The following is a 22,035-nucleotide window of genomic DNA, read 5'->3' as shown; positions in this document are numbered from 1 at the left end:
CGCAGCCCTGCCGGTCCCGGTCCAGCCAAGCCTTGCCGAACCCCTGCGCATTTGAACGGAAGTACTGACCGATGAGCATATTCCAGCTCCTGCTATTCGCGATGGGCCTGATGGCCTTCCTCGTCGTGGGCTACATGGCTGTCTCCGGTCCGTCCGCCGGCAAGGAAAGCGCGCGGCGGCTGCAGGCCGTTCGGTTCCGGCATTCGGAAAGCACCGACACGAAGGTCGAAAGCCAGCTGAAAAAGGCCATCGCATCGCGCAAGCCGCGGGCACACAAGGTGGCCGGGTCCGGTTCGCGGCTCGAAGCGCTGGAAATCCGCCTGCAGAGGACCGGTAAGGGCTGGTCCGTCTCGCAGTATCTTTATTCCTCGCTTGGTCTGTTTCTCGCGGTCGCCGTTCTCGTCTACCTGCGCTCAGGCGCGTTTGCCCTGTCGGCCGTGGTCGGTATCGTCGTCGGGCTCGGCCTGCCGCATATGGTGGTCAATCATTTCATCAAGCGGCGCACCACGCAGTTCAACGTCAAGTTTGCCGACGCAATCGACCTGCTGGTCCGCGGCCTGCGTTCGGGCTTGCCGGTGACAGAGACGCTTGCCGTGGTAGCGCAGGAAATCCCCGGCCCCGTGGGCGTGGAATTCAAGGGTATCGTCGAGCGTATCAGGATCGGTCGCACGATGGAGGAATCGCTTCAGGAAACCGCCGACCGCCTGGGCATCCCCGAATTCAACTTTTTCTGTATCACCCTTGCGATTCAGCGTGAGACAGGCGGTAACTTGGCCGAAACGCTCAGCAATCTGGGCGATGTGCTGCGCAAACGCACGCAGATGAAGCTCAAGATCAAGGCCATGAGCTCTGAATCGAAGGCTTCCGCTTACATCGTGGGCTCGCTGCCCTTCATCGTGTTCGGCCTGATCTGGTGGATCAATCCGGAATATGTCGCCGGCTTCTTCTCCGAAGACCGCCTCATCGTCGCAGGTCTCGGCGGCCTGGTATGGATGTCCATCGGCGTATTCATCATGGCCAAGATGGTCAGCTTCGAAATCTGACCGGGGAAGAAGAGAACCATGCTCGATAACCCACAAGGCCCCACGCTCCTCGGAGTCGATGTCCTGCTGGTCGGGACACTGCTGGCCGGTGTCGCCGCCATGGCTGTCATGCTGGCGATATATGCCGCAGTGACCGTGAAGGACCCCATGAGCAAGCGGGTCAAGGCTCTGAACAGCCGCCGCGAAGAACTGAAGGCCGGTATCATCACCGCCTCCGGCAAGAAGCGCCAGAGCCTGGTCAAGAAGACCGAGACGACCGAGAAGGTCCGCGACACGCTCGACAGCTTCAAGGTCCTGCAGCAGAGCCAGGTCGACGATATCCGGCAGAAACTGGCCCATGCCGGTTACCGGAACCAGGAACTGGCCGTTCTGGTCATCGGTATCCGCGCCATCCTGCCGGTCGTGATCGGCATCATTGCCGCGATCATCATCTATGCAACCGACATGCTTCCCGCCGACTGGGGCTCTACGAAACGTCTCGGCGTGCTGGTCGGTGCCGTCGGGTTCGCCTACAAGGCGCCCGAGCTCTTCCTCAAGAACAAGGCGACCAAGCGTACCGACGCCATTCGCAAGGGCTTGCCCGACGCGCTCGACCTGCTGGTCATTTGTGCGGAGGCCGGCCTGACGGTCGACGCCGCATTCAACCGCGTGGCGAAGGAACTGGGACGTGCCTATCCCGAACTGGGCGACGAATTCGCCCTGACCGCGATCGAGCTATCCTTTCTCAGCGAACGGAAGCAGGCGTTCGACAACCTCGCTTACCGCGTGAACCTGGAATCGGTGAAGGGCGTGGTCACGACCATGGTCCAGACCGAGCGCTACGGTACCCCGCTGGCCTCCGCCCTGCGTGTCCTTTCGGCGGAATTCCGCAACGAGCGCATGATGCGGGCAGAGGAAAAGGCCGCGCGCCTTCCGGCCATCATGACCGTCCCGCTGATCCTGTTCATCTTGCCGACGCTGTTCATCGTCATCCTGGGCCCGGCGGCCTGTTCCATCAGCGATGCCTTTGCCGGTGACGACCTCGCCGGCGGAGGGGGCTAGCAGGGACGGCCCGCGGCGCGCTGCAAACGGTGCTCCGCTTCGGCCGGGTCAACCCGATCCGATATGTTCGGCCTGCTGGCGCAACCGTGCCAGCAGGCCGCGCATCGTTTCGTATTCTTCTTCCGTGAAGCCTGCCAGCAACTGGCGTTCGATCTCGCGGGCCAGCGGCATGACTTCGTTGTAGATCCCCTCCCCTGCGCCGGTCAGCGCCAGCCGGTGGGAACGCCCGTCATCGGGATGCGGTGTGCGGGAGACCAGTTCGCGCTTTTCCAGCACCTTGCATGCGCGGTTGACCGCCACCTTGTCCATCAGCGTGGCCGTCACGAGCTCGCGCTGGGTCAGCGGTTCGCCTTCACCCAGCATCGCCATGATGCGCCATTCGCCGATCGTCAGCCCGAACCGGCTGCGATAAAGATCGGCGATACGCGCACTGACCGCGTTGGATGCGACCGAGAGACGGTAAGGCAGGAAATCCGCAAGCGTGCTGGTGCCGCTCTCGGAAGAGGGGTTGCCGGTTCCGGACATGCGCAATCAGCCGAGCAGGCGACCGGCGACCGCGTCGAGGCGGGCAACCAGGTTCGTATCGCGCCGCTCCGGCGAAGTAATCAGCGCATGCTCCATCGCGGTGTCCACCGGGCTGGCCTCACGCATCGCGGGGAGACCTTGCAGAAGGGCGGCCAGCGTGGCGCGCGCAAGGTCTGCATTCGCTGCCAGCGTCGCCATGATGTCGTGCGCTTCCACACCGGCTTCGGTATCGCGCCAGCTGTCGTAATCGGTCACCATCCCCAGCATCGCGTATGGCAGTTCCGCCTCGCGCGCGAGGCGTGCCTCGGGCATGCCGGTCATACCGATGACATCGCCGCCCCATGCGCGGTACATCCGGCTTTCCGCGCGGGTCGAGAATTGCGGTCCCTCGATCGCGACATAGGTTCCGCCGCGATGGACCGCGCCGCCTGCCGCCTCGACAGCATCGGCTGCCAACGCGGAAAGGCGGGCGCAGACCGGATCGGCCAGGCCTGCATGGGCCACCAGCCCCTCGCCGAAGAAACTGGGGGGCCGTGAACAGGTCCGGTCGATGAACTGGTCGACAGCCACCATCTGTCCGGGCGCCATTTCCTCTCGCAACGATCCGATGGCGCTAACGGCGAGCAGGTCGGTCACGCCGCAGCGTTTCAGCACGTCGATATTGGCGCGGTAGTTCACGCTGTCGGGCGACAATCGGTGGCCTGCGCCGTGCCGGGCAAGGAACGTCACCCGCACATCGCCACCGGCAGTCCTGGCGCGCCCCGTCGTGACAGGGCCCGACGGCGCACCGAAGGGGGAGGCGACCTCGATCTCCTGGCTGTCTTCCAGCGCGATGCCTTCGTACAGGCCGCTGCCGCCCAGTACCCCGATATGCCAGTTGCTCATCCTGCAATGCTCACTTGTATTCCGCTTCTTCCCACCAGGGATAGAAGTCCGGCATATCGCCACTGACCGTGTCGGGATAGTCGGGCGGACGCTTTTCCAGGAAACTGGCGATGCCTTCCTTCGCATCGCTGCTGCGGCTGAGCCGATAGATGCTGCGGCTGTCGATCCTGTGTGCCTCCATCGGGTGGTCGGCGGTCGACAGCCGGTACAGCATCGCGCGGGTCATCGCGACCGATACGGCAGAGGTGTTGTCCGCGATCTCTCTCCCCAGCGCGCGAGCCGCGCCCATCAGTTCGCCTGCAGGGTGGAGGGAGCGGACGAAGCCTGCCTCCTTTGCTTCTGCCGCATCGAATATCCTTCCGGTAAAGCACCATTCCAGCGATTGCTGGATGCCGACGATCTTCGGAAGAAACCAGCTGGAGGCCGCTTCGGGCACGATGCCGCGCCGCGCGAAGACGAAACCGAAACGCGCATTGTCCGCCGCCAGCCGGATATCCATCGCGCACTGCATCGTAGCGCCCACGCCCACCGCGACGCCGTTGCACGCGCTGATGAGAGGCTTCTTCGATTCGAACAGGCGCAGGGTCAGCAGGCCCCCGCCGTCACGCACGCGCGGGTCGGACAGGTCATCGACCTGGTTCGGGTCGGAAAACACGTGCCCGCCGCCCTCGGGCGTCAGGTCGGCCCCGGCGCAAAACGCCCGGTCGCCGGCACCGGTGAAGATCACCGCACGCACGCTGTCGTCGGCATCGGTATCGTCCAAGGCCGCCATGATTTCGGCCCCCATCGTGCGGGTATAGGCGTTCATCTTCTCCGGCCGGTTCAGCGTAATGGTCGCGATGCCATCGGCCTTGTCCAGCGTGATCTGCGCGAAGTCTGTCATGCGTCTCTCTCCCGATACGAAAAGGGCGGCTCGATGGCCGCCCTTCCCCTAGCTTTGCCGATCAGCGCGGCGACATGCGGATGGCCCCGTCGAGGCGGACATCCTCGCCGTTGAAATAGCCCGTCTCGATCATGCACATGGCAAGTTTGGCATACTCGCCCGGATTGCCGAGCCGCTTGGGGAACGGCACGGACTGGGCCAGCGCTTCCTTCACCTGCGGCGGTGCGGCGTTCATCAGCGGGGTTTCGAAAATGCCCGGCAGGATGGTGTTTACGCGGATGCCTTCCTTCATCAGGTCGCGCGCGATCGGCAGGGTCATGCCGACGACGCCGCCCTTGGATGCGGAATACGCTGCCTGCCCCATCTGGCCGTCTTCGGCCGCGACCGAAGCCGTGTTCACGATTGCGCCGCGGTCCCCCTCGTCGCTTAGCGGGTCGAGGCTCATCATGCCGGCCGCCGATTTGGCGATGCAGCGGAACGTGCCGATCAGGTTGACCTGGATGACGAAGTCGAACGCGCTGATCGGGAAGTGCTTGATCTCGCCCGTCTGCTTGTCACGGCTTGCGGTCTTGATCGCGTTGCCGATACCGGCGCAATTGACCAGGATGCGCTCCTGCCCATGGGCTTCGCGCGCCTTGGCAAAGCCAGCGTCCACGTCCTCGTCGCTGGTCACATTGACCTTGCAGAACACGCCGCCGATATCCTTGGCGACCGCTTCGCCCTTTTCCTCGTTCATGTCGAAAATGGCGACCTTCGCGCCCTTGGCGGCGAGCGCGCGGGCCGTCGCTTCGCCAAGACCCGATGCACCGCCGGTGACGACGGCGGGGGTGTTTGCAGATACTTCCATCACATAATCCTCTCGTATTGGGGAGTGTTTCCTACAGGGCTTCGACGATGGTGACATTGGCGACGCCGCCGCCTTCGCACATCGTCTGCAGTCCGTATTTCTTGCCGCGCGCGCGCAGCTCATGAACCAGCGTCGCCATCAGCTTCGTACCGCTGGCGCCCAGCGGATGGCCGAGCGCGATGGCGCCGCCATTGACGTTGAGCCGGTCGGGATCCGCGCCCGTGTGCTTCAGCCATGCCATCGGCACCGGCGCAAACGCCTCGTTCACCTCGTAAAGGTCGATGTCGTCGATCTTCATGCCTGCCCTCTGGAGCGCGCGGTCGGTGGCGAACAGCGGCTCTTCCAGCATGATGACCGGATCGCCTGCGGTCACGGTCAGGTTGTGAATGCGGGCCATCGGCATCAGGCCATGCGTTTTCAGCATTTCCTCGCTGACGATCAGGACAGCGCTCGACCCGTCACAGAGCTGGCTGGCGCTGGCGGCGGTAATCCTGCCTTCGGGGCTCAGCAGCTTGACCCCGGCGATGCTTTCCAGCGTTGCGTCGAAGCGGATGCCCTCGTCCACGACGTGCATTTCCGTGCCTTCGGGCGTCTCGATCTCGACCGGCACGATCTCGTCCTTGAACAGACCAGCCTCGGTTGCCTTGATGGCTTTCTGGTGGCTGCCGAGCGAGAAGCTGTCGAGCTGGTCCTTGGAGAAACCGTGCTTCTCCGCGATCATCTCGGCGCCCATGAACTGGGACCACTGGATGCCGGGATACTTCTCCTCGAGGCCCGGCGACTTGTAGTTGCCCAGCCCCTCTTTCATGTGGAACATCGCCGTGCTGCCCATCGGCACGCGGCTCATGCTTTCCACGCCGCTGGCGATGACGACGTCCTGCGTCCCCGACATGACAGCCTGCGCGGCGAACTGGATTGCCTGCTGGCTGGAGCCGCACTGGCGATCGATGGTGACCGCGGGCGTGCTTTCGCCCAGGTGCTTCGTGGCGAGTACGGCATTGCGTCCGACCTGCATCGCCTGCTCGCCGCCCTGACTGACACAGCCCATGATCACGTCGTCGACGGCAGCGGGATCGATTCCCGAGCGTTCGACGATCGCATCGAGCGATTTGGCGGCGAGGTCGACCGGATGCACCCCCGCCAGACGCCCGCCCCGGCGCCCCCCAGCGGTACGTACGGCGTCGACGATATAGGCAGTGGCCATGGCTTCTCTCTCCAGAAGGTTTTTCTTCGAGACTGGGTAAGCGGGGCTTACGTTTGCGTCAACCGAGCATCGGCCCCCGAAAGGCACATTGACGTGCCGGACAGGCCCCGTGTCGAAGGCGGTTCCGACATGCCGCTTCCGGACCGGCTCACCAGACCTATCGCTGCACGATTGGGCACGGTTTTCCGCGCAAAAATCCCTTGTGACAAAACTGCCACACAGTGTCATCGAACGTTAAAATCCGCGACAATTGCTTTGCATTGGTCCCGCCGCCTCGTGCAAACGGAAGCATCCGCGGGGGGCGTACATCTATTGTCCGCAGCGGTCTTTACAGATCTGAGAGTGTTCGGAGCCGGGCGCGTTTCGGTTTCGAAATTGTACAAAGGACTGATCAAACATGAAAATGCAAAGCAAGCTCAAGCTGGCTACTGCACCGGTGGCGCTTGGCGTCGCACTGGTTGCACAGCCCGCTATGGCTCAGCAGCCCGCGGAAGCGCCGGCCGCTGAAGACGATCTCACCACGGGTGCCCCGATCGTCGTTACCGGTTCGCGCATCGTGCGTCCCGAAGTCGAGAGCGTGTCGCCGGTTACGACCGTCGGTGCAGAAGCAATCGACGAAACCGGTACGGTTCGCGTCGAAGACATCCTGAACGACCTGCCGCAGACCGTTGCCGGCCAGACCGCCTTCGTTTCGAACGGCGCATCGGGTACCGCAACCGTCAACCTGCGTAACCTCGGCTCGACCCGTACGCTGGTCCTGATCGACGGCCGTCGCATGCCGTCGGGTGACCCGTTTGCAACCGCTCCCGACCTCAACCAGATCCCCGCCCAGCTCGTCGAGCGCGTGGAACTGGTGACCGGTGGTGCATCGTCCGTCTACGGTGCCGACGCCGTTGCCGGTGTTGTGAACTTCATCATGGACCGCGACTACGAAGGTTTCGGCATCGAAGGCCAGGTCTCGTTCTACAACACGAGCAACAAGGACGACACGCTGCAGGACCTGCTGCGTCGTACCAACAACCCGGTTCCGAACGACTCGCAGAACGCCGGTTTCGCGTATGACATCAACGCCACCTTCGGCGCTGGTTTCGACGACGGCCGCGGCCACGTCACCGGTTATGTCGGCTATCGTGAAATCGACGAAATCGTGCAGGCAAACTACGACGAAAGCGCTTGCGCCCTGTCGTTCTCGCCTTCCGATCCTTCGGGCTTCACCTGCGCCGGTTCGTCGACCACCCCGAACGGCACGTTCTTCGTGACCTCGCCGGGTGCCAACGGCCTGACCGGTACGAACGTCCTGACGCTCGACGAAAACGGTCCGGGCAACACGTTCCGCGACTCGCTGGCCTTCTCGGGCACGGGTGCAGACACGTACAACTACGCTCCGACGAACTACTACCAGCGTCCCGACACCCGTTGGACCGCAGGTTTCTTCGCTGATTACGAAATCAACGACAACCTGAACCCCTACGCTGAATTCCAGTTCATGGACGACCGTTCGGTCGCGCAGATCGCTTTCTCCGGCACGTTCTTCAACGGCCCGGGTACGCTTTCCTGCGGCAGCACGCTGCTCAGCGCCCAGCAGGCAAACGCCCTGGGTTGTGACGGCGACGACGACAGCGTCGGCATCCTGATCGGTAAGCGTCTCGTCGAAGGCGACCCGCGTCAGAACGACCTGCGTCACACCAGCTACCGCGGTGTGCTGGGTATGCGCGGCGACCTGTTTGGCGACTGGAGCTACGACGTCTACGCACTGCGTGGCACGACGATCTACCAGAACACCTACCTGAACGACCTTTCGGTCAGCCGCATCAACGCGGCGATCAACGGTTGCCCGGGTGAAGGTGAGCCGGCTGGCTGTGTTCCGCTCAACGTCTTCGAAATCGGCGGCGTCACGCGCGCTGCGTTCGAATACATCGCGGTTCCTGCCCTGCAGAACGCCGACCTGACCACCTCGGTGGCTTCGGGTTACGTCACCGGCCCGCTGTTCGACCTGTTCGGCGCCGGCGATGCAGCCATCGTGCTCGGTACCGAGTACCGCCGCGAAGAATACGAACTGCGCGTCGACGAGAACTTCGCACAGGGCAACCTGTCCGGTCAGGGCGGCCCGACCGCTCCGGTCGCTGGTTCGTTCAGCGTTCGCGAATTCTTCACCGAACTCGTGGTTCCGGTCATCGACGGCGGTTTCATCGACCGTTTCGAAATCGAAGGTGGCTTCCGCTACTCCGACTACAACACGTCGGGTGGCAGCGAGACCTACAAGATCGGCGCAACGCTTGCTCCGACCCCGTGGCTCTCGTTCCGTGGTGTTTACAGCCGTGCCGTTCGCTCGCCGAACGTCACCAGCCTGTTCGCTCCGCAGAACATCGGCCTCTTCGGCGGTACCGATCCGTGTGCAACCGCAACCCCGACCGCTACGCTGGCACAGTGTGCCAACACCGGCGTGACGGCAGCCCAGTACGGCAACATCCCGGCAAACCCGGCTGGCCAGTACAACCAGCTGAGCGGTGGTAACCCGAACCTCGACGTTGAGAAGTCGGACAGCTACACCGCCGGTGTGGTTCTCGAAACCGATGCGCTGGGCCTTCGCGGCTTCGCTCTGACGGTCGACTACTTCAACATCTCGATCGACGGTACGATCGGCGGCGTCGGTGCCCAGACGGCTATCGACAACTGCCTGTCGAGCGGCGATCCGGCCTTCTGTGACCTGATCAACCGTAATGCCGGAACCGGTGACCTGTGGATCGGCAGCGACGCGAACGACGGCTTCGTCGTGAACACGCTGCAGAACATCGGTACGCTGGAAACCGAAGGTGTCGACGTCACGGCCGGGTTCAACTACCCGATCGCCGCAGGCGCTGCATACTTCAACTATGCCGGTACCTACACGATCAACAACCGGTTCCAGCCCCTTCCGGGTGAAGACTTCATCGAGTGCACCGGCTTCTACGGTTCGACCTGTGGTTCGCCGCAGCCGGATTACGCACACGTTGCCCGCGTCGGCTACCGTGCGGACAGCGGCTTCTCGGTGAACGTGAGCTGGCGTTACTTCGGTGCCGTCGAGGCAGACGCTCCGATCGAAACCAACGCTCAGGAACTGAACGAGATCGACAGCTACAGCTACTTCGATCTGTCCGGCTCGGTCACGGTTGCCGACACCATCACCTTCACGGCCGGTGTCAACAACCTGTTCGACAAGGATCCGCCGATCGTCGGTTCGGCTTACAGCCCGAGCAACGGCAACACCTACCCGGGTATCTACGACCCGGTGGGCCGCAACATCTTCGTTCGCGCCGCGCTTGAATTCTAATCTCTGAATTCAAAGCGTCGCGATAGCGACAACGGAAACGGCGGGCTTCGGCCCGCCGTTTTTGTTTGTGCGGTCCGCGAATATGGTTGCTGCGCCCGCCGCGAGCAGACGCGCAGGTTTGCAGCCCCGTTCGCACGGGGCCACGCTTCATGAAGGTGTATTGAAACTATCGGCTAGAACGCGCGCGCCGCGGGGCCAGGCGCCCCGCCCTCGTCCGTTCAAACGTAGGGCTTCAGCACCACGTCGAACGCGCAGGTCACACGCTTGCCATCGTCGAATGGGCGCGTTCCGTGCCACATGGTCGACGGGAAAAGCGCCAGCCGCGCCTCCTGCGGACGAATCGTTCGAATAGGGCCAAGGCCGGTGTCCAGCTCTGCCGCCGGCTCCCCAAGCGCAAGCCAGCCAGCTTCATGGTCGGCCTTGTCCGGGCCCGAAGCCGCTGACTCATCTCCGTCTTGCAACGACGGCGGCAGCGTCACGTAGAAAGCCGAACTGATGTCGCCATGCGTATGGATATGGCTCGCATGGAAACCACCACCGGTCAGCCGGATCGACCAGCTTCCCGAAAAGCGGAAACCCGCGCGCGGCAGGCGCAGCAGCGGGTGCGTCGCATCGCGCGGTGGCAATCCGTCGATATAGTCGCGCACGCAGTCACGCAGGCTGGCTACCAGGTCCTGGATGACGGGGGACTGGTTGCGGAACAGGATATTGGCCGTCTGCGTCCCGCCCCTGACCGATTGTGCTATGGGCTGATGGCGAAAGACGTGCAGCGCCTCCAGCTCATCGCGAAGCTCGGGCAGGCGGCTTCTGAAGTCGGTCAGGTCGAACGTCCGGATAAAGCTCTCCTGCCCTTCCAGCCACGCCCATCGTTCGTCGTCCAGCTTTCGCAGGGCTATCGCGGTGTAAGGCCACGTCTCGCCATCGGCGCGCCCTTCATCGCTCAGGGCCATGCCAAGGTCGCGCGCTTCCTCGAACCGCTTCGCCATCGTCAGGAACCGGAGATAGGCCTTTGCGTGGTCGAGATCGCCGCGCGGATCGAGCCGCGCAAAGGCGGCATCCGCTTCTGCAAACCGCCCGAGTTCGGACAGGCTGTTGGCCCTCGCCAGCAGCATGGCATCGGCCGACCCCAGCGCTTTTTCAGCCCGCTCGATAATGGACAGGGCCGCCTCGTGCCCTTCCACCCGCGCGACGAGAGAGGACCAGGTCGCCCACAGCGCCGGATTATCGCCGGCCTGCCGGACTGCCTCTTCGTAATGCGCGGCAAAATCGGGATCGCCGGTATGCTGACGCTTCATGTCCGCCAGCGATCGGTGCCCCTCCAGCCATAGCGGATTGGCGGCGACGGCCTTTTCCAGAAGAGCAATACCCTCCTCGGCGCGCCCGTCGTCCACGGCGGCCTGTGCCAGCGAGGCCTGCAAGGACAGGTCTTCGGGCGCGAGCCGTGCAGCCTGCTGTAGCGCATTGCCCGCATCGCGTGCCGCCTCATGCCTGCACTGCGCCACGATCCGCGCCGCACGCGCATTTCCGGGATCGCGCTCGAGCACATCGGCTGCAACCTGTTCCGCCTCGTCCATGCGGTCATCTGCCCGCAGGAACAGCGCGAGATTGTTGGCCGCGCGCACCAGACCCGGATTACGCTCCACGAATGCGGCAAGATCAGCCAGCGCTTCATCGCGGCGCGCCGTGTGTGCCAGCGCAACGAGCCTGTCGATCTGCACTTCAGGCAGGTCCTGCCCGCTCGCGAGGATCGCGTCGTATTGCGCGGCAGCCGCCTCGTATTCGCCCAGGTCGACCAGCCAGCTGGCATAGGGGCCGCGAATGGCCGGGCCTTCGGGCTGCAACGCGATGGCCTTTTCGAACGCTGCGCGTGCCTCCTCTCCGCGCCCCTGTGCCCGGTAGGTATAGGCCTGCATCAACACCACCATCGGATCGGCGGGTAGCATGGCGTGCAGTGTGGCGAGGACGGGGTGCGCGTCGTCGAAGCGCCCTTCCTGCATCGCTTGCTGGGCGCGCTGGGCGAGGACCTGCGGCGATTCGGTCATGGCGTCTGCGGCTCCCTATGCTTTCTTCGTGCCGTCCAGTTCCCAGCACAGGATCGCCCCGTCATCGGCGGAGCCGCTTCCTGCGTCGCTGCGAATGACGGCCGGTTCGTGCCAGTCCATGTCCGAGGCGGTTCTGCTGTGCAAGCGATCGATATCGCCAGCATCCATCGCGGCATGGGCGAGAGCGCGAAGCAGGCCCGCCTCCCGCTGCATCCCGCCCTCCAGAGCCTCGCACCGCCCTGCGCGCTCGGCATCGGGCAGGCGCAGGGCGTCACGGCACGCACTGGCAAGTTCGAGCAGCAGCGCGTGTTCCCCGAAATGGCGGACCAGCGGATCGAAAAGCGCCTGCAGGCGCTGCGCGTTGCGAGTGCGGGTGAAGGCGATGGCGTGACCGGACAGCAAGGCGGACAGGATGTCCGCGCGCACTGCATTTGCCGCAACGACTGCGCTGCCTCGATGATGCACCAGCAACCGGCAGGCCCCGCCCGGCTTCAGTATCCGGGCAAGCTCACCGGCCGCCGCATCTCCGGCATATTCGAACCCGAACTGGCTGATAGCGGCATCGATCGAGGCATCCGGCAGGGGAAGATCGGCGAGGTCGACCCCGCCCTCGACGGGGAAGGCGGCTGCACCTTCGTTCGGAATGTCGGCGTAGTCCACGCCTCTCATGGCAAGGTCCGGCCTCTCGGAGAGCATCGCCTCGCCAGCAGCACCGCGGCCACAGGCGAGGTCCATCACGGATGCCCCGTCCGGCAGGCGGGCTGCGAAATCCTGCCAACGGCCTGCGAGAACGCCTTCCGCGTTGCCACCGGCACCGGGCAGGCATGCAGAGCCGGTATCCGCAGCGTTCCAGTAGCTGCTCCAGTCCTCGCGCGCGCCCATGCCTTCCCTTTCGCCTGGCGCGCTGTCCGGCGACGATGCCGGTCAGCGCAGGCAGCCTGCTGCCATGCGGGCGCGCGCGTGTCGACCGTCAGGCGGCGATGGTCATTTGCAGTTCGCCATCACCCTCGTCGATCCCGACTGTAGAACCGTCGGGCACTTCGCCCTGCAACAGCCTGTCGGCAAGAGGGTCCTGCAGGTAGCGCTGGACCGCGCGTTTCAGCGGCCGCGCGCCATAGACCGGGTCGTAACCCACCCGTCCCAGCCAGCGGAGCGCGGCGTCGGTCAGGTCGAGCGTGATCTTCCGGTCCTTCAGCAGTTTCTGCACGCGGCCCACCTGGATTTCGACGATCGGCGCCATGTGCTCCATGCTCAGGCGATGGAACAGGATGATTTCGTCCAGCCGGTTCAGGAATTCGGGGCGGAAATGTCCGCGTACCACGTCCATCACTTGCGGTTCGACATCCTCGACCTTCTGGTCGTCCGTCATGTTGGCGAGATGCGTGCTGCCGAGGTTCGAGGTTAGGATGATCAGCGTGTTACTGAAATCCACCACGCGGCCCTGCCCATCGGTCAGGCGCCCGTCGTCGAGCACCTGCAGCAGCACATTGAAGACATCGCTGTGCGCTTTCTCGACCTCATCGAACAGGACCACCTGATAAGGGCGCCGCCGCACCGCCTCGGTCAGAACGCCGCCTTCCTCGTAACCGACATAGCCCGGAGGCGCGCCGATCAGCCGGGCGACCGCGTGCTTCTCCATGAACTCGCTCATGTCGATGCGGACCATCGCGCTGTCGTCGTCGAACAGGAAGCCGGCGAGCGCCTTGGTCAACTCGGTCTTCCCGACGCCGGTGGGGCCGAGGAACAGGAAGCTGCCGAGCGGACGGTTCGGGTCCTTCAGCCCGGCACGTGCACGGCGCACGGCCTTGCTGACGCTGACCACGGCCTTTTCCTGGCCGATCACCCGCTTGCCGAGGATCTGCTCCATCTGCAGCAGCTTCTCGCGCTCTCCTTCCAGCATGCGGTCGACCGGGATACCGGTCCAGCGGCTGATGACGCCGGCGATGTCGTCTTCGGTCACTTCCTCGCGCAGCAGCGCGTTCTCGTTCGCGCCGGCGGCTTCTTCCAGTTGCTTCTCGAGCCCCGGGATCGTGCCGTAGGACAGCTCGCCTGCCTTGGCGAGATCGCCTGCACGCTGCGCCTGTTCCAGCTCGATGCGCGCTGCATCCAGCTGCTCCTTGATGCGGCTCTCGGCATGGATCTTGTCGCGTTCGTTCTGCCAGCGCGTGGTCAGTTCGCTCGACTGCTGTTCCAGTTCGGCGAGGTCCTTGCGCAGGTTTTCCAGGCGGTCGCGGCTGGCCGCGTCGCTTTCCTTGCCCAGCGCCGATTCCTCGATCTTCAGCTGGATGATCCGGCGGTCCAGGTTCTCGATTTCCTCCGGCTTCGATTCCACTTCCATGCGGATACGGCTCGCCGCCTCGTCCATCAGGTCGATGGCCTTGTCGGGCAGGAAGCGGTTCTGGATGTAGCGATTGGAAAGCTGCGCCGCGGCGACAATCGCGCCGTCGGTGATGCGCACGCCGTGATGCAGCTCGTACTTGTCCTTGATCCCGCGCAGGATGGATACGGTATCCTCCACGCTGGGTTCGTCGATATAGACCGACTGGAACCGCCGCTGCAGCGCGGGGTCCTTCTCGACATATTTCTGGTATTCATCCAGCGTGGTCGCGCCGATGCAGTGGAGCTCCCCGCGGCTGAGCGCAGGCTTCAGCAGGTTGGAGGCATCCATGCTGCCCTCGCTCGCGCCCGCGCCGATCAGCGTGTGCATCTCGTCGATGAACAGGATGATCTGCCCATCCGCGCCCTTCACCTCATCTAGAACGGCCTTCAGCCGCTCCTCGAACTCGCCGCGATATTTCGCGCCCGCAATCAGTGCGCCCATATCGAGGCTCATTAGCGTGCGGCCCTTAAGGCTGTCGGGTACGTCGCCATTGGCGATACGCAGGGCCAGCCCTTCGGCGATGGCGGTCTTGCCCGTGCCCGGTTCGCCGATCAGGGCGGGATTGTTCTTCGTGCGGCGGGCAAGGATCTGCACCGTGCGGCGGATTTCCTCGTCTCGGCCGATAACCGGGTCCAGCTTGCCCTCGCGCGCGGCCTCGGTCAGGTCGCGGGCATATTTCTTCATCGCGTCATAGGCTTCTTCGGCATTCGCGCTGTCCGCCGTGCGTCCGCCGCGCAGTTCGGTGATGGCCGTCTCCAGCGCCTTCGGATCGGCCCCGGCAGCATCCAGCGCCTTGCCCGCGGCGGTCGTCGTGGCCAGCGCCAGCGCGACCAGCAGGCGTTCGACCGTGACATAGCTGTCGCCCGATTTTTCGGACACCTGCTCTGCCTGGTCGAGCACGCGCACGGCATCGTTATCGAGGCCCGGCGTCGCCTGCGCCCCGCCGCCGCTGACGGCCGGAATCTTGGCGAGCGCGGCGTCGACTTCGCTTTCTACCATGCGCGGATTGCCGCCGGCACGCGCAATCAGGCCGCTGGCCATGCCTTCGGAATCCTCGATCATCGCCTTCAGAAGGTGTGACGGCGTGATGCGCTGGTGGTTCATGCGGATGGCAACCGTCTGCGCGGCCTGCAGGAAGCCCTTGGCGCGGTCGGTGAATTTTTCGAGATTCATACGTTCAATTACCCCTCATTCGGTTACCGCCTGCATGTAGTGTTGCATTTTTGCAGCACAAGGGCCCGGCGCATATCTGGCTCACGGCAGGTGTGTTAGTCACCTAATAGACCTCGATATAGGACCATTGGCGGTGGCTGCGAGGGGCAGCTTCCAAAAAATGTGTCGTCGGCCCTGCCCCGTCCCTTCCCGCCTCCGGTCATGCGCGCTAGGCACCGGGCAGGGAGAGTTGTGAAATGAAATCCATTTGGGGCCGGATCGGCCTGGGCGCGCTCGTGCTGGTCCTGTGCGTATTGGTGGCGGGCATGGTGTGGGAACCCTTCGCCGCGCGCGAGGGGCAGGTGCCGGCATCGAGCCGCGTCTATACTGCAGAGATCATCCGCGACGATTTCGGCGTGCCCCACATCTATGGTGCGACCGATGCCGATGTCGCCTACGGAGTCGCCATCGCCCATGCTGAGGACGACTTCTTCACCCTCCAGGATGTCGCGGCCATGGCCCGCGGACGGTACGGCGCGATCGCCGGTCAGGACGGCGCGCAGGTCGATTTCATGTATCACCTGCTGGGCAGCCGCGAGACCGCAGCGCGCGAATATCCGCGCCTGCCTGCCGATACGCGTGCGCTGTTCGATGCCTATGCCACCGGCCTGAACGACTACGCTGCCGCCAATCCGGGCGAAGTCAAACTCGACCGTCTCTTCCCGCTCGACGGAGAGGACATTGCCGCCGGTTTCGCCCTGCGTCAGCCCTTCTTCTTCGGCCTTGCCAACGTCATAGGCCCGCTGGTCGCTGGCGAGCCGCTGAACCGAGAGCAGGGCCCGGCCATTCCGGGGGTGTCCCCGGACGGTGAAGCCAAACCTGCAGAAGACACCGTCTCGCCGGTGGATGCCGCCGATTCGGTTACGGTCGCTTCCCTGCCGATTCCGATGGGCGAAGATGCGGCGCATGCAGGTTCCAACGCCTTTGCCGTCGCACCGGAAAAATCCGGCGGGCCAACTATCCTGATCAGCAATTCGCACCAGCCCTGGCGCGGCGGCGTCGCGTGGTACGAACTTGTCGTCGAGAGCGGTGAAGGATGGCATTATGCTGGCGCCAATTTCCCCGGCAGCCCGTTCCCCTTCCTCGGCCATAACGAGCATCTGGGCTGGACCAATACGGTCAATACGCCCGACATGGTCGACGTCTACCGGCTGGAAATGGACGAAAGCGGCACGCGCTATCGCCTCGACGGCGAATGGAGGGAGCTCGAAACACGCACGGTCACCCTGCCCGTGAAGCTGGGCCCGATCGTTTTGCCCGTCAGGCGCGACGTGCACCGCAGCGTGCATGGCCCGGTCATCGTCAACGATGAAGGCGCGTTCGCGGTCCGCTATGGCGGGATCGGGAACCTAGGCCAGCTCGACGCCTATTACCGGCTCAACAAGGCAACCACGTTCGACGAGTGGCAGTCCATCCTCGCCCGGATGGATATCCCGTCGACCAATTTCATCTATGGCGACAAGTCCGGCAACATCGCGAACATCTACAACGCCGCGATCCCCGACCGCGTGGCCGAGCTGGACGGCAAGCCGGTGAACTGGCGCGGTATCCTGCCGGGCGACGACAGCCGGCTGATCTGGCCCGGCCCGGTCGATTACGAAGCCCTTCCCCGGTACACCAACCCGGCCAGCGGCTGGGTGTTCGAGGCGAACAACAATCCGTTCATGGACGCGGGACCCGGCAGCGACCTGTCGCAGGACGATTTCGCTCCCGAGCTCGGCATCGAGATCAAGGATACCAATCGCGGCAGTCGCGGCTGGCGCCTGATGAGCGAGGCGGAAAGGCTGGACCGTGCTGCGCTGGAGCGGATCAAGTACGATACCGGCTATGACCGCGGCGGTTATGTCGCGCGAATGCTGATGGAGGTCGCTCAGTCGAAGCCGCGCAGTCCCGACGCCAAGAAGGCACGCCGAATGCTGTCGGAATGGGATTTCACCGCCGACGGCATCGGAGAAGCGGACGCGCTGGCCCTTTTGATGATCCGCCCGTTCATGGGGGCAGACTACCAGAACGGCGAATGGCCCGACGCAAAAGAGGAACTGGAGCGGGCGACCGAGCACCTGATGGAACATTTCGGCCGGCTCGATCCGCCCATGTCCGACCTGCTCCGCCTGCGGCAGGGTGAAGGCGAGAACGGCGTGGACCTGCCTCTGGACGGCGGTTCGGACACGCTGCGCGCCTCGACCCTGTGGGACGTGGACGACGATGGTCGCCTGTCCGTGCGCCATGGCGACAGCTTCATCCAGTGGGTCGAATGGCTGCCGGGCGAACGCGTCTCCAGCCGTTCCATCCAGCCCTTCGGATCCGCCACCACCCGCCCGAACAGCCCACATTACACGGACCAGGCCGCGCTGTTTGTCCAGCACAAGCTGAAGCCGGTGCATTTCTGGCGCGAGGACGTGCTGGCCCATGCTGCCAGTCGCAAGACTGTCACCAGCGCGCGCTAGATCATGATGCCTGATACGATCCGGCCATGCGGCGGAACATTGCCCACCCTCGCTTGTTGACACGAGTGTAAGCAGCGGCGAAAGCCGCGTTCAGTCAATACCGATACTACCCAAGGAGAATACCATGTCCGTTGCAGGTTCCTACGATACCGTCGTCAAAAGCCCGATGGGTGACCAGAAGGGCACTTTCACCGTCGTTCCCGGCGATGATGGCCAGACCTTCACCGGCTCGATGCAGGGCGGCATGGGTTCGATGGATGTCGAAAACGGCAAGATCGACGGCGACAAGCTGACCTGGGACATGAACATGACCGTCCCGATGCCGATGAAGCTGGAATGCGAAGCTACCGTTGCCGGCGATCAGTTGACCGGCAACGTCAATGCCGGCGCATTCGGCGCGATGCCGCTGACGGGCGAACGCCAGAGCTAAGCGCTCTCTATAGCAGACACGAAAAGGGCCGCCGGAGCGATCCGGCGGCCCTTTTTCATGCGCCCTACTCTGGCGCCCAGCATTCGCGCGGCACCTTCTTTCGGGTCAGGCCCCTTGCAGGGTCTTCGCCTGCCCGGTCCAGTCGTCGCGCTCGATCCGGCCGACAAATTTCAGCTTCGTATCGAAGGCTGCGATATCATCGGCATCCCATGCCGCGATCTGGGCGAAGCTGGTAACGCCGTTATCGCGCAGCTTTGCAGCGAGGGCCGGACCGATGCCGTTGATCCGGGTCAAATCATCGTCGTGCGTACCTGCGCCGGAATCGCCGTCATCTCCCGTTCCGGCTTTCTCCGCGCTACGCTGCCATAGAACGAAGGCCGCGCCTGCCGCTGCTGCCAGAATCAGGCCGCCCAAGCCCGCGCCCAGCAAAGCAGTCTGGTCCCTGTTTCCCGTATCCAGCAAATCGCGCATGGTGTCCCTCTCCTATCCCAGCTTGTCCTTCAAAATCTGGTTGACGACGGCCGGGTTGGCCTTGCCCTGCATCGCTTTCATCGTCTGGCCGACGAAGAAGCCGAACAGCTTGTCCTTGCCGCCCTTGTACTGCTCGACCTTGTCCTGGTTGTTGGCCAGGATGTCGTCGATCGCGGCTTCGATGGCGCCGGTGTCGCTGACCTGTTTCAGGCCCTCGGCCTCCGCGATCTCGGCGGGCTCGCGGCCTTCCTTCAGGACGATCTCGAAAATTTCCTTCGCCTGTCCGCCGCTGATTTCGCCCGCATCCTGCATCTTCAGGATAGCGGCCTGACGCGCGGCCGTAGCATGGACCGGATCAGCTTCGTCACCGAGCGACTTCATGACGCCGGGCGCGACGGAAAGCGACCAGTTGGCGACCTGCGTCGCAACCTTGCCTTCCGGTTTGCCGAGCGCGCTGGCGGTTTCGGCCAGCAGCGTCTCGAATCGGGCAAAAGTCTCGACCTCGGCGGTCAGTTCACGCGCATTGTAGGGCGTCAGGCTCAGTTCGCCCTCGTAACGCTGGCGCTTGGCGTCGGGAAGTTCGGGCAGGCTTTCGCGGCATTCGGCGAGAAACGCTTCGTCCAGCTCGACCGGCAGCAGGTCGGGATCGGGGAAGTAGCGGTAATCATGCGCGTCTTCCTTGCTCCGCATCGAGCGCGTTTCGTTGTGGTCGGGATCGTAGAGGCGCGTTTCCTGCACCACCGTGCCGCCATCCTCGATCAGGTCTACCTGCCGGCGCGCCTCGCCCTCGATCACCGCCATGACGAAGCGGACCGAGTTGACGTTCTTCGTTTCCGTGCGCGTACCCAGTTCCTCACCCGGACGGCGGACCGATACGTTGACGTCGGCGCGCATGGAGCCCTGCTCCATATTGCCGTCGCACGACCCGACATAGCGCAGGATCGAGCGCAGCTTGCGCACATACGCCCCCGCCTCTGCGGGACTGCGCATGTCGGCCTTGGAAACGATTTCCATCAGCGCGACCCCGCTGCGGTTGAGGTCGACATAGGACATGGTCGGATGCTGGTCATGCATCAGCTTGCCCGCGTCCTGCTCCACGTGAATGCGCTCGATCCCGATGACCTTGTCCTCGGCGATCCCGGCCTTCTCGTCAGCCTCGATCAGCAGTTGCCCCTCGCCCACGATCGGATGATAGAGCTGGCTGATCTGGTAGCCCTGCGGCAGGTCGGCATAGAAGTAGTTCTTGCGGTCGAACCGGCTCCACGCATTGATCTGCGCCTCGATCGCCATACCGGTGCGCACCGCCTGCCGGATGCATTCGCGGTTGGGAACGGGCAGCATGCCCGGCATCGCCGCATCGACCAGCGACACCTGGGTATTCGGCTCTGCCCCGAATTCGGTGGAGGCACCGCTGAACAGCTTGGCGTTGCTGGTGACCTGCGCATGAACCTCGAGGCCGATCACGACCTCCCACTCGCCGGTTGCGCCCTGGATGCGGTAGGTGCTCATCAGTTCTTCCTCGGACCGAAGGTAATGGCGGCAGTCGCCGCGATCTTGTCGAACATCTCGTCGATCTGCTCCCGGTGTGCAGTCGACATTTCGCCTGCCGGATTGGTTGCAATGACGTCGCCCACGCCCTTTTGCGCGGTGCGTATATCCTCGACCGAAGCGATGCCGCGTTCGGCGAGGATGCGAAGCGACTGGATACCTGCCAGTAGGCCCGCGAGCCCCATGCTGAAATCGCGCTTGTCGGTGTCGCTTTCGCCGAACAGGCTCACCACCACCTCTCCGCCTTCGCGTCGAAACCTGCGCGCTGCTCGATCGCGAGGCCTGCGTTCAGCACGCCCTGCTCGTCGAAAGGCTTGCCGACGATCTGGAGGCCGAGGGGCAATCCTTGCGAGTTCAGCCCCGCGGGCACGCTCATCGCCGGCAGGCCAGCGAGCGATGCGGGCACGGCGAACACGTCGTTCAGATACATCGCCAGCGGATCGGACTGCATCTCGCCGAGGCCGAACGCCGCGTTGGGCGTCGTCGGCGCGAGGATGACGTCGCATTCATCCCAGGCTTTCTCGAAGTCCTGCGCCACCAGCGTGCGGATTTTCTGCGCTTGCGTGTAATAGGCGTCGTAGAAGCCTGCGCTCAGCACATAGGTCCCGATCAGGATGCGGCGCTTCACCTCGTCGCCGAAGCCGTCGGCGCGGGTCGCGGCATACATGTCCTGCAGCCCTGCCCCTTCGGGCAGTTCTCGCTGGCCGTAGCGCACGCCGTCATAGCGGGCGAGGTTCGACGAAGCTTCTGCGGGCGCTATGATGTAATAGGCGGGCAGCGCATACTTGGTATGCGGCAGGCTGATCTCGACGATCTCGGCCCCTGCGTCCTTCAACCATTCCTCGCCGCGCTTCCAGCTGTCGAGGATGTCCTGCGGCGTGCCTTCCATGCGGTATTCGCGGGGGATGCCGACCTTCTTACCCTTCAGGTCTGCATTCAGGGCGTCTTCCCAATCGGGCACGGGCATGTCGAGCGAGGTCGAATCCTTCGGATCGAAACCGGCCATGGCGCCCAGCATGATCGCGCAGTCCTCGACGCTGCGCGCCATCGGGCCCGCCTGGTCGAGGCTGCTGGCAAACGCCACCACGCCCCAGCGCGAACAGCGGCCATAGGTCGGCTTGATACCGACCGTGCCGGTCACGGCTGCGGGCTGGCGGATGGAGCCGCCCGTGTCGGTGCCGGTCGCCGCAGGGCACAGGCGCGCGGCAATGGCTGCGCTCGACCCGCCCGAGGAACCGCCTGCGGTCAGCGCCGCATTGCCGCCGTCATTGCGGCGCCACGGGCTTTTCACCGGGCCAAAATAGGACGTTTCGTTGGAGGAGCCCATCGCGAACTGGTCGAGATTGAGCTTGCCCAGCATACCTGCGCCCGCTTTCCACAGATTGGCGGAAACGGTACTTTCATACTGGGGCACGAATCCTTCCAGCATATGACTGGCAGCGGTGGTCTGCGTGCCGTTGGTGCAGAACAGATCCTTCATGCCGATCGGCACGCCGGCCATCTTGCCAAGCGCCTCGCCCTTGGCCCGCGCGGCATCCACGGCATCGGCCGCGTCCAGCGCCTTGTCCGGCGTGGTGACGATGAAGGCATTGAGCTCGCCCGCGGCCTCGACCGCGGTGTTGAACCCTTCGGCCACTTCGCGGGCGGTGAAGTCGCCTTTTGCGACACCGTCGCGGATTTCGCGAACGCCCAGATCGGTAAAGTCAGTCACTCGAAACTCCGCTCGGCAAGAGCAATATTACATCGTGCAGGGCCAATCGCCGCCCC

General features: G+C 64.1%; 17 protein-coding genes. 5 read left to right on the top strand and 12 right to left on the bottom strand.

The genetic code is table 11. The annotated features are described in order from the left end of the window. The first annotated feature begins 71 nt into the window (after positions 1-71). The gene (locus ACGHJ7_RS04620; RefSeq protein ID WP_390474876.1) at positions 72-1,043 is read left to right on the top strand and encodes a type II secretion system F family protein; all 972 of its coding nucleotides are present in this window, start codon (positions 72-74) and stop codon (positions 1,041-1,043) included. Between the two features lie 18 nt (positions 1,044-1,061). After that, a complete protein-coding gene (locus ACGHJ7_RS04615) occupies positions 1,062-2,084 on the top strand; it encodes a type II secretion system F family protein (RefSeq protein WP_390474874.1) in 1,023 nt (340 codons plus the stop codon). 48 nt (positions 2,085-2,132) lie between these two features. Here ACGHJ7_RS04615 and ACGHJ7_RS04610 read toward each other — a convergent pair whose 3' ends face one another. From ACGHJ7_RS04610 to ACGHJ7_RS04590, 5 genes are all read right to left on the bottom strand, one after another. Next, positions 2,133-2,609, bottom strand: coding sequence for a MarR family winged helix-turn-helix transcriptional regulator (locus ACGHJ7_RS04610; protein ID WP_390474873.1), 477 nt, complete (start codon positions 2,607-2,609; stop codon positions 2,133-2,135). 6 nt (positions 2,610-2,615) lie between these two features. Then, positions 2,616-3,494 (bottom strand): S-methyl-5'-thioadenosine phosphorylase, encoded by an 879-nt coding sequence (locus tag ACGHJ7_RS04605; RefSeq protein ID WP_390474871.1) that lies wholly within the window; start codon positions 3,492-3,494, stop codon positions 2,616-2,618. 10 nt (positions 3,495-3,504) lie between these two features. Further along, positions 3,505-4,377: a crotonase/enoyl-CoA hydratase family protein gene (locus ACGHJ7_RS04600; RefSeq protein WP_390474869.1), complete on the bottom strand. Its 873-nt coding sequence runs from the start codon at positions 4,375-4,377 to the stop codon at positions 3,505-3,507. 61 nt (positions 4,378-4,438) lie between these two features. Then, positions 4,439-5,224, bottom strand: a complete 786-nt coding sequence (locus ACGHJ7_RS04595; protein ID WP_390474867.1) for an SDR family NAD(P)-dependent oxidoreductase — start codon at positions 5,222-5,224, stop codon at positions 4,439-4,441. A gap of 31 nt (positions 5,225-5,255) precedes the next feature. Then, entirely contained in the window at positions 5,256-6,428 is a 1,173-nt protein-coding gene (locus tag ACGHJ7_RS04590; RefSeq protein ID WP_390474865.1) for an acetyl-CoA C-acetyltransferase, read from the bottom strand. A gap of 397 nt (positions 6,429-6,825) precedes the next feature. On the opposite strand from ACGHJ7_RS04590, the gene ACGHJ7_RS04585 reads away from it, so the two are divergent. Then, the gene (locus ACGHJ7_RS04585; RefSeq protein ID WP_390474863.1) at positions 6,826-9,738 is read left to right on the top strand and encodes a TonB-dependent receptor domain-containing protein; all 2,913 of its coding nucleotides are present in this window, start codon (positions 6,826-6,828) and stop codon (positions 9,736-9,738) included. Positions 9,739-9,956: 218 nt separating this feature from the next. Here ACGHJ7_RS04585 and ACGHJ7_RS04580 read toward each other — a convergent pair whose 3' ends face one another. The 3 genes from ACGHJ7_RS04580 to clpB form a co-directional block, all read right to left on the bottom strand. Beyond that, the gene (locus ACGHJ7_RS04580; RefSeq protein ID WP_390474861.1) at positions 9,957-11,780 is read right to left on the bottom strand and encodes a tetratricopeptide repeat protein; all 1,824 of its coding nucleotides are present in this window, start codon (positions 11,778-11,780) and stop codon (positions 9,957-9,959) included. A 15-nt stretch (positions 11,781-11,795) separates the two neighbouring features. Further along, positions 11,796-12,662 carry a methyltransferase domain-containing protein gene (locus ACGHJ7_RS04575; RefSeq protein WP_390474859.1) on the bottom strand — a complete coding sequence of 289 codons (867 nt, stop codon included), beginning with the start codon at positions 12,660-12,662 and terminating at the stop codon, positions 11,796-11,798. 88 nt (positions 12,663-12,750) lie between these two features. Beyond that, complete coding sequence (gene clpB / locus ACGHJ7_RS04570; RefSeq protein ID WP_390474857.1) at positions 12,751-15,333, bottom strand: ATP-dependent chaperone ClpB; 2,583 nt, start codon at positions 15,331-15,333, stop codon at positions 12,751-12,753. A gap of 236 nt (positions 15,334-15,569) precedes the next feature. Here clpB and ACGHJ7_RS04565 point away from each other — a divergent pair, with 236 nt between their 5' ends. Together ACGHJ7_RS04565 and ACGHJ7_RS04560 are read left to right on the top strand one after the other, a co-directional pair. Then, positions 15,570-17,819 (top strand): acylase, encoded by a 2,250-nt coding sequence (locus tag ACGHJ7_RS04565; RefSeq protein ID WP_390474855.1) that lies wholly within the window; start codon positions 15,570-15,572, stop codon positions 17,817-17,819. Between the two features lie 124 nt (positions 17,820-17,943). Beyond that, on the top strand, positions 17,944-18,249 hold the full coding sequence (locus ACGHJ7_RS04560) for a hypothetical protein (RefSeq protein WP_390474854.1): 306 nt from the start codon (positions 17,944-17,946) through the stop codon (positions 18,247-18,249). A 105-nt stretch (positions 18,250-18,354) separates the two neighbouring features. Here the strand turns inward: ACGHJ7_RS04560 and ACGHJ7_RS04555 are convergent, their stop codons facing one another. From ACGHJ7_RS04555 to gatA, 4 genes are read right to left on the bottom strand one after another with little or no spacing between them, the layout of a single operon-like run. Next, positions 18,355-18,720 carry a helix-hairpin-helix domain-containing protein gene (locus ACGHJ7_RS04555; RefSeq protein WP_390474852.1) on the bottom strand — a complete coding sequence of 122 codons (366 nt, stop codon included), beginning with the start codon at positions 18,718-18,720 and terminating at the stop codon, positions 18,355-18,357. Between the two features lie 12 nt (positions 18,721-18,732). Then, positions 18,733-20,229: an Asp-tRNA(Asn)/Glu-tRNA(Gln) amidotransferase subunit GatB gene (gatB, locus tag ACGHJ7_RS04550; protein WP_390474851.1), complete on the bottom strand. Its 1,497-nt coding sequence runs from the start codon at positions 20,227-20,229 to the stop codon at positions 18,733-18,735. Next, a complete protein-coding gene (locus ACGHJ7_RS04545) occupies positions 20,229-20,498 on the bottom strand; it encodes a hypothetical protein (RefSeq protein ID WP_390474849.1) in 270 nt (89 codons plus the stop codon). Before ACGHJ7_RS04545 ends, gatB begins: the two co-directional genes overlap by 1 nt. Beyond that, positions 20,495-21,979, bottom strand: a complete 1,485-nt coding sequence (gene gatA, locus ACGHJ7_RS04540; protein ID WP_390474847.1) for an Asp-tRNA(Asn)/Glu-tRNA(Gln) amidotransferase subunit GatA — start codon at positions 21,977-21,979, stop codon at positions 20,495-20,497. Before gatA ends, ACGHJ7_RS04545 begins: the two co-directional genes overlap by 4 nt. Between the last annotated feature and the right edge of the window lie 56 nt (positions 21,980-22,035).

Origin of the sequence: Altererythrobacter sp. MTPC7, from assembly GCF_042851395.1 — a bacterium.
In the GTDB taxonomy this organism is placed as follows: Bacteria; Pseudomonadota; Alphaproteobacteria; order Sphingomonadales; family Sphingomonadaceae; genus CAJXSN01.
The sequence above is the reverse complement of the archived record's forward strand: the minus strand, read 5'-3'. Positions and strand labels throughout refer to the sequence as shown.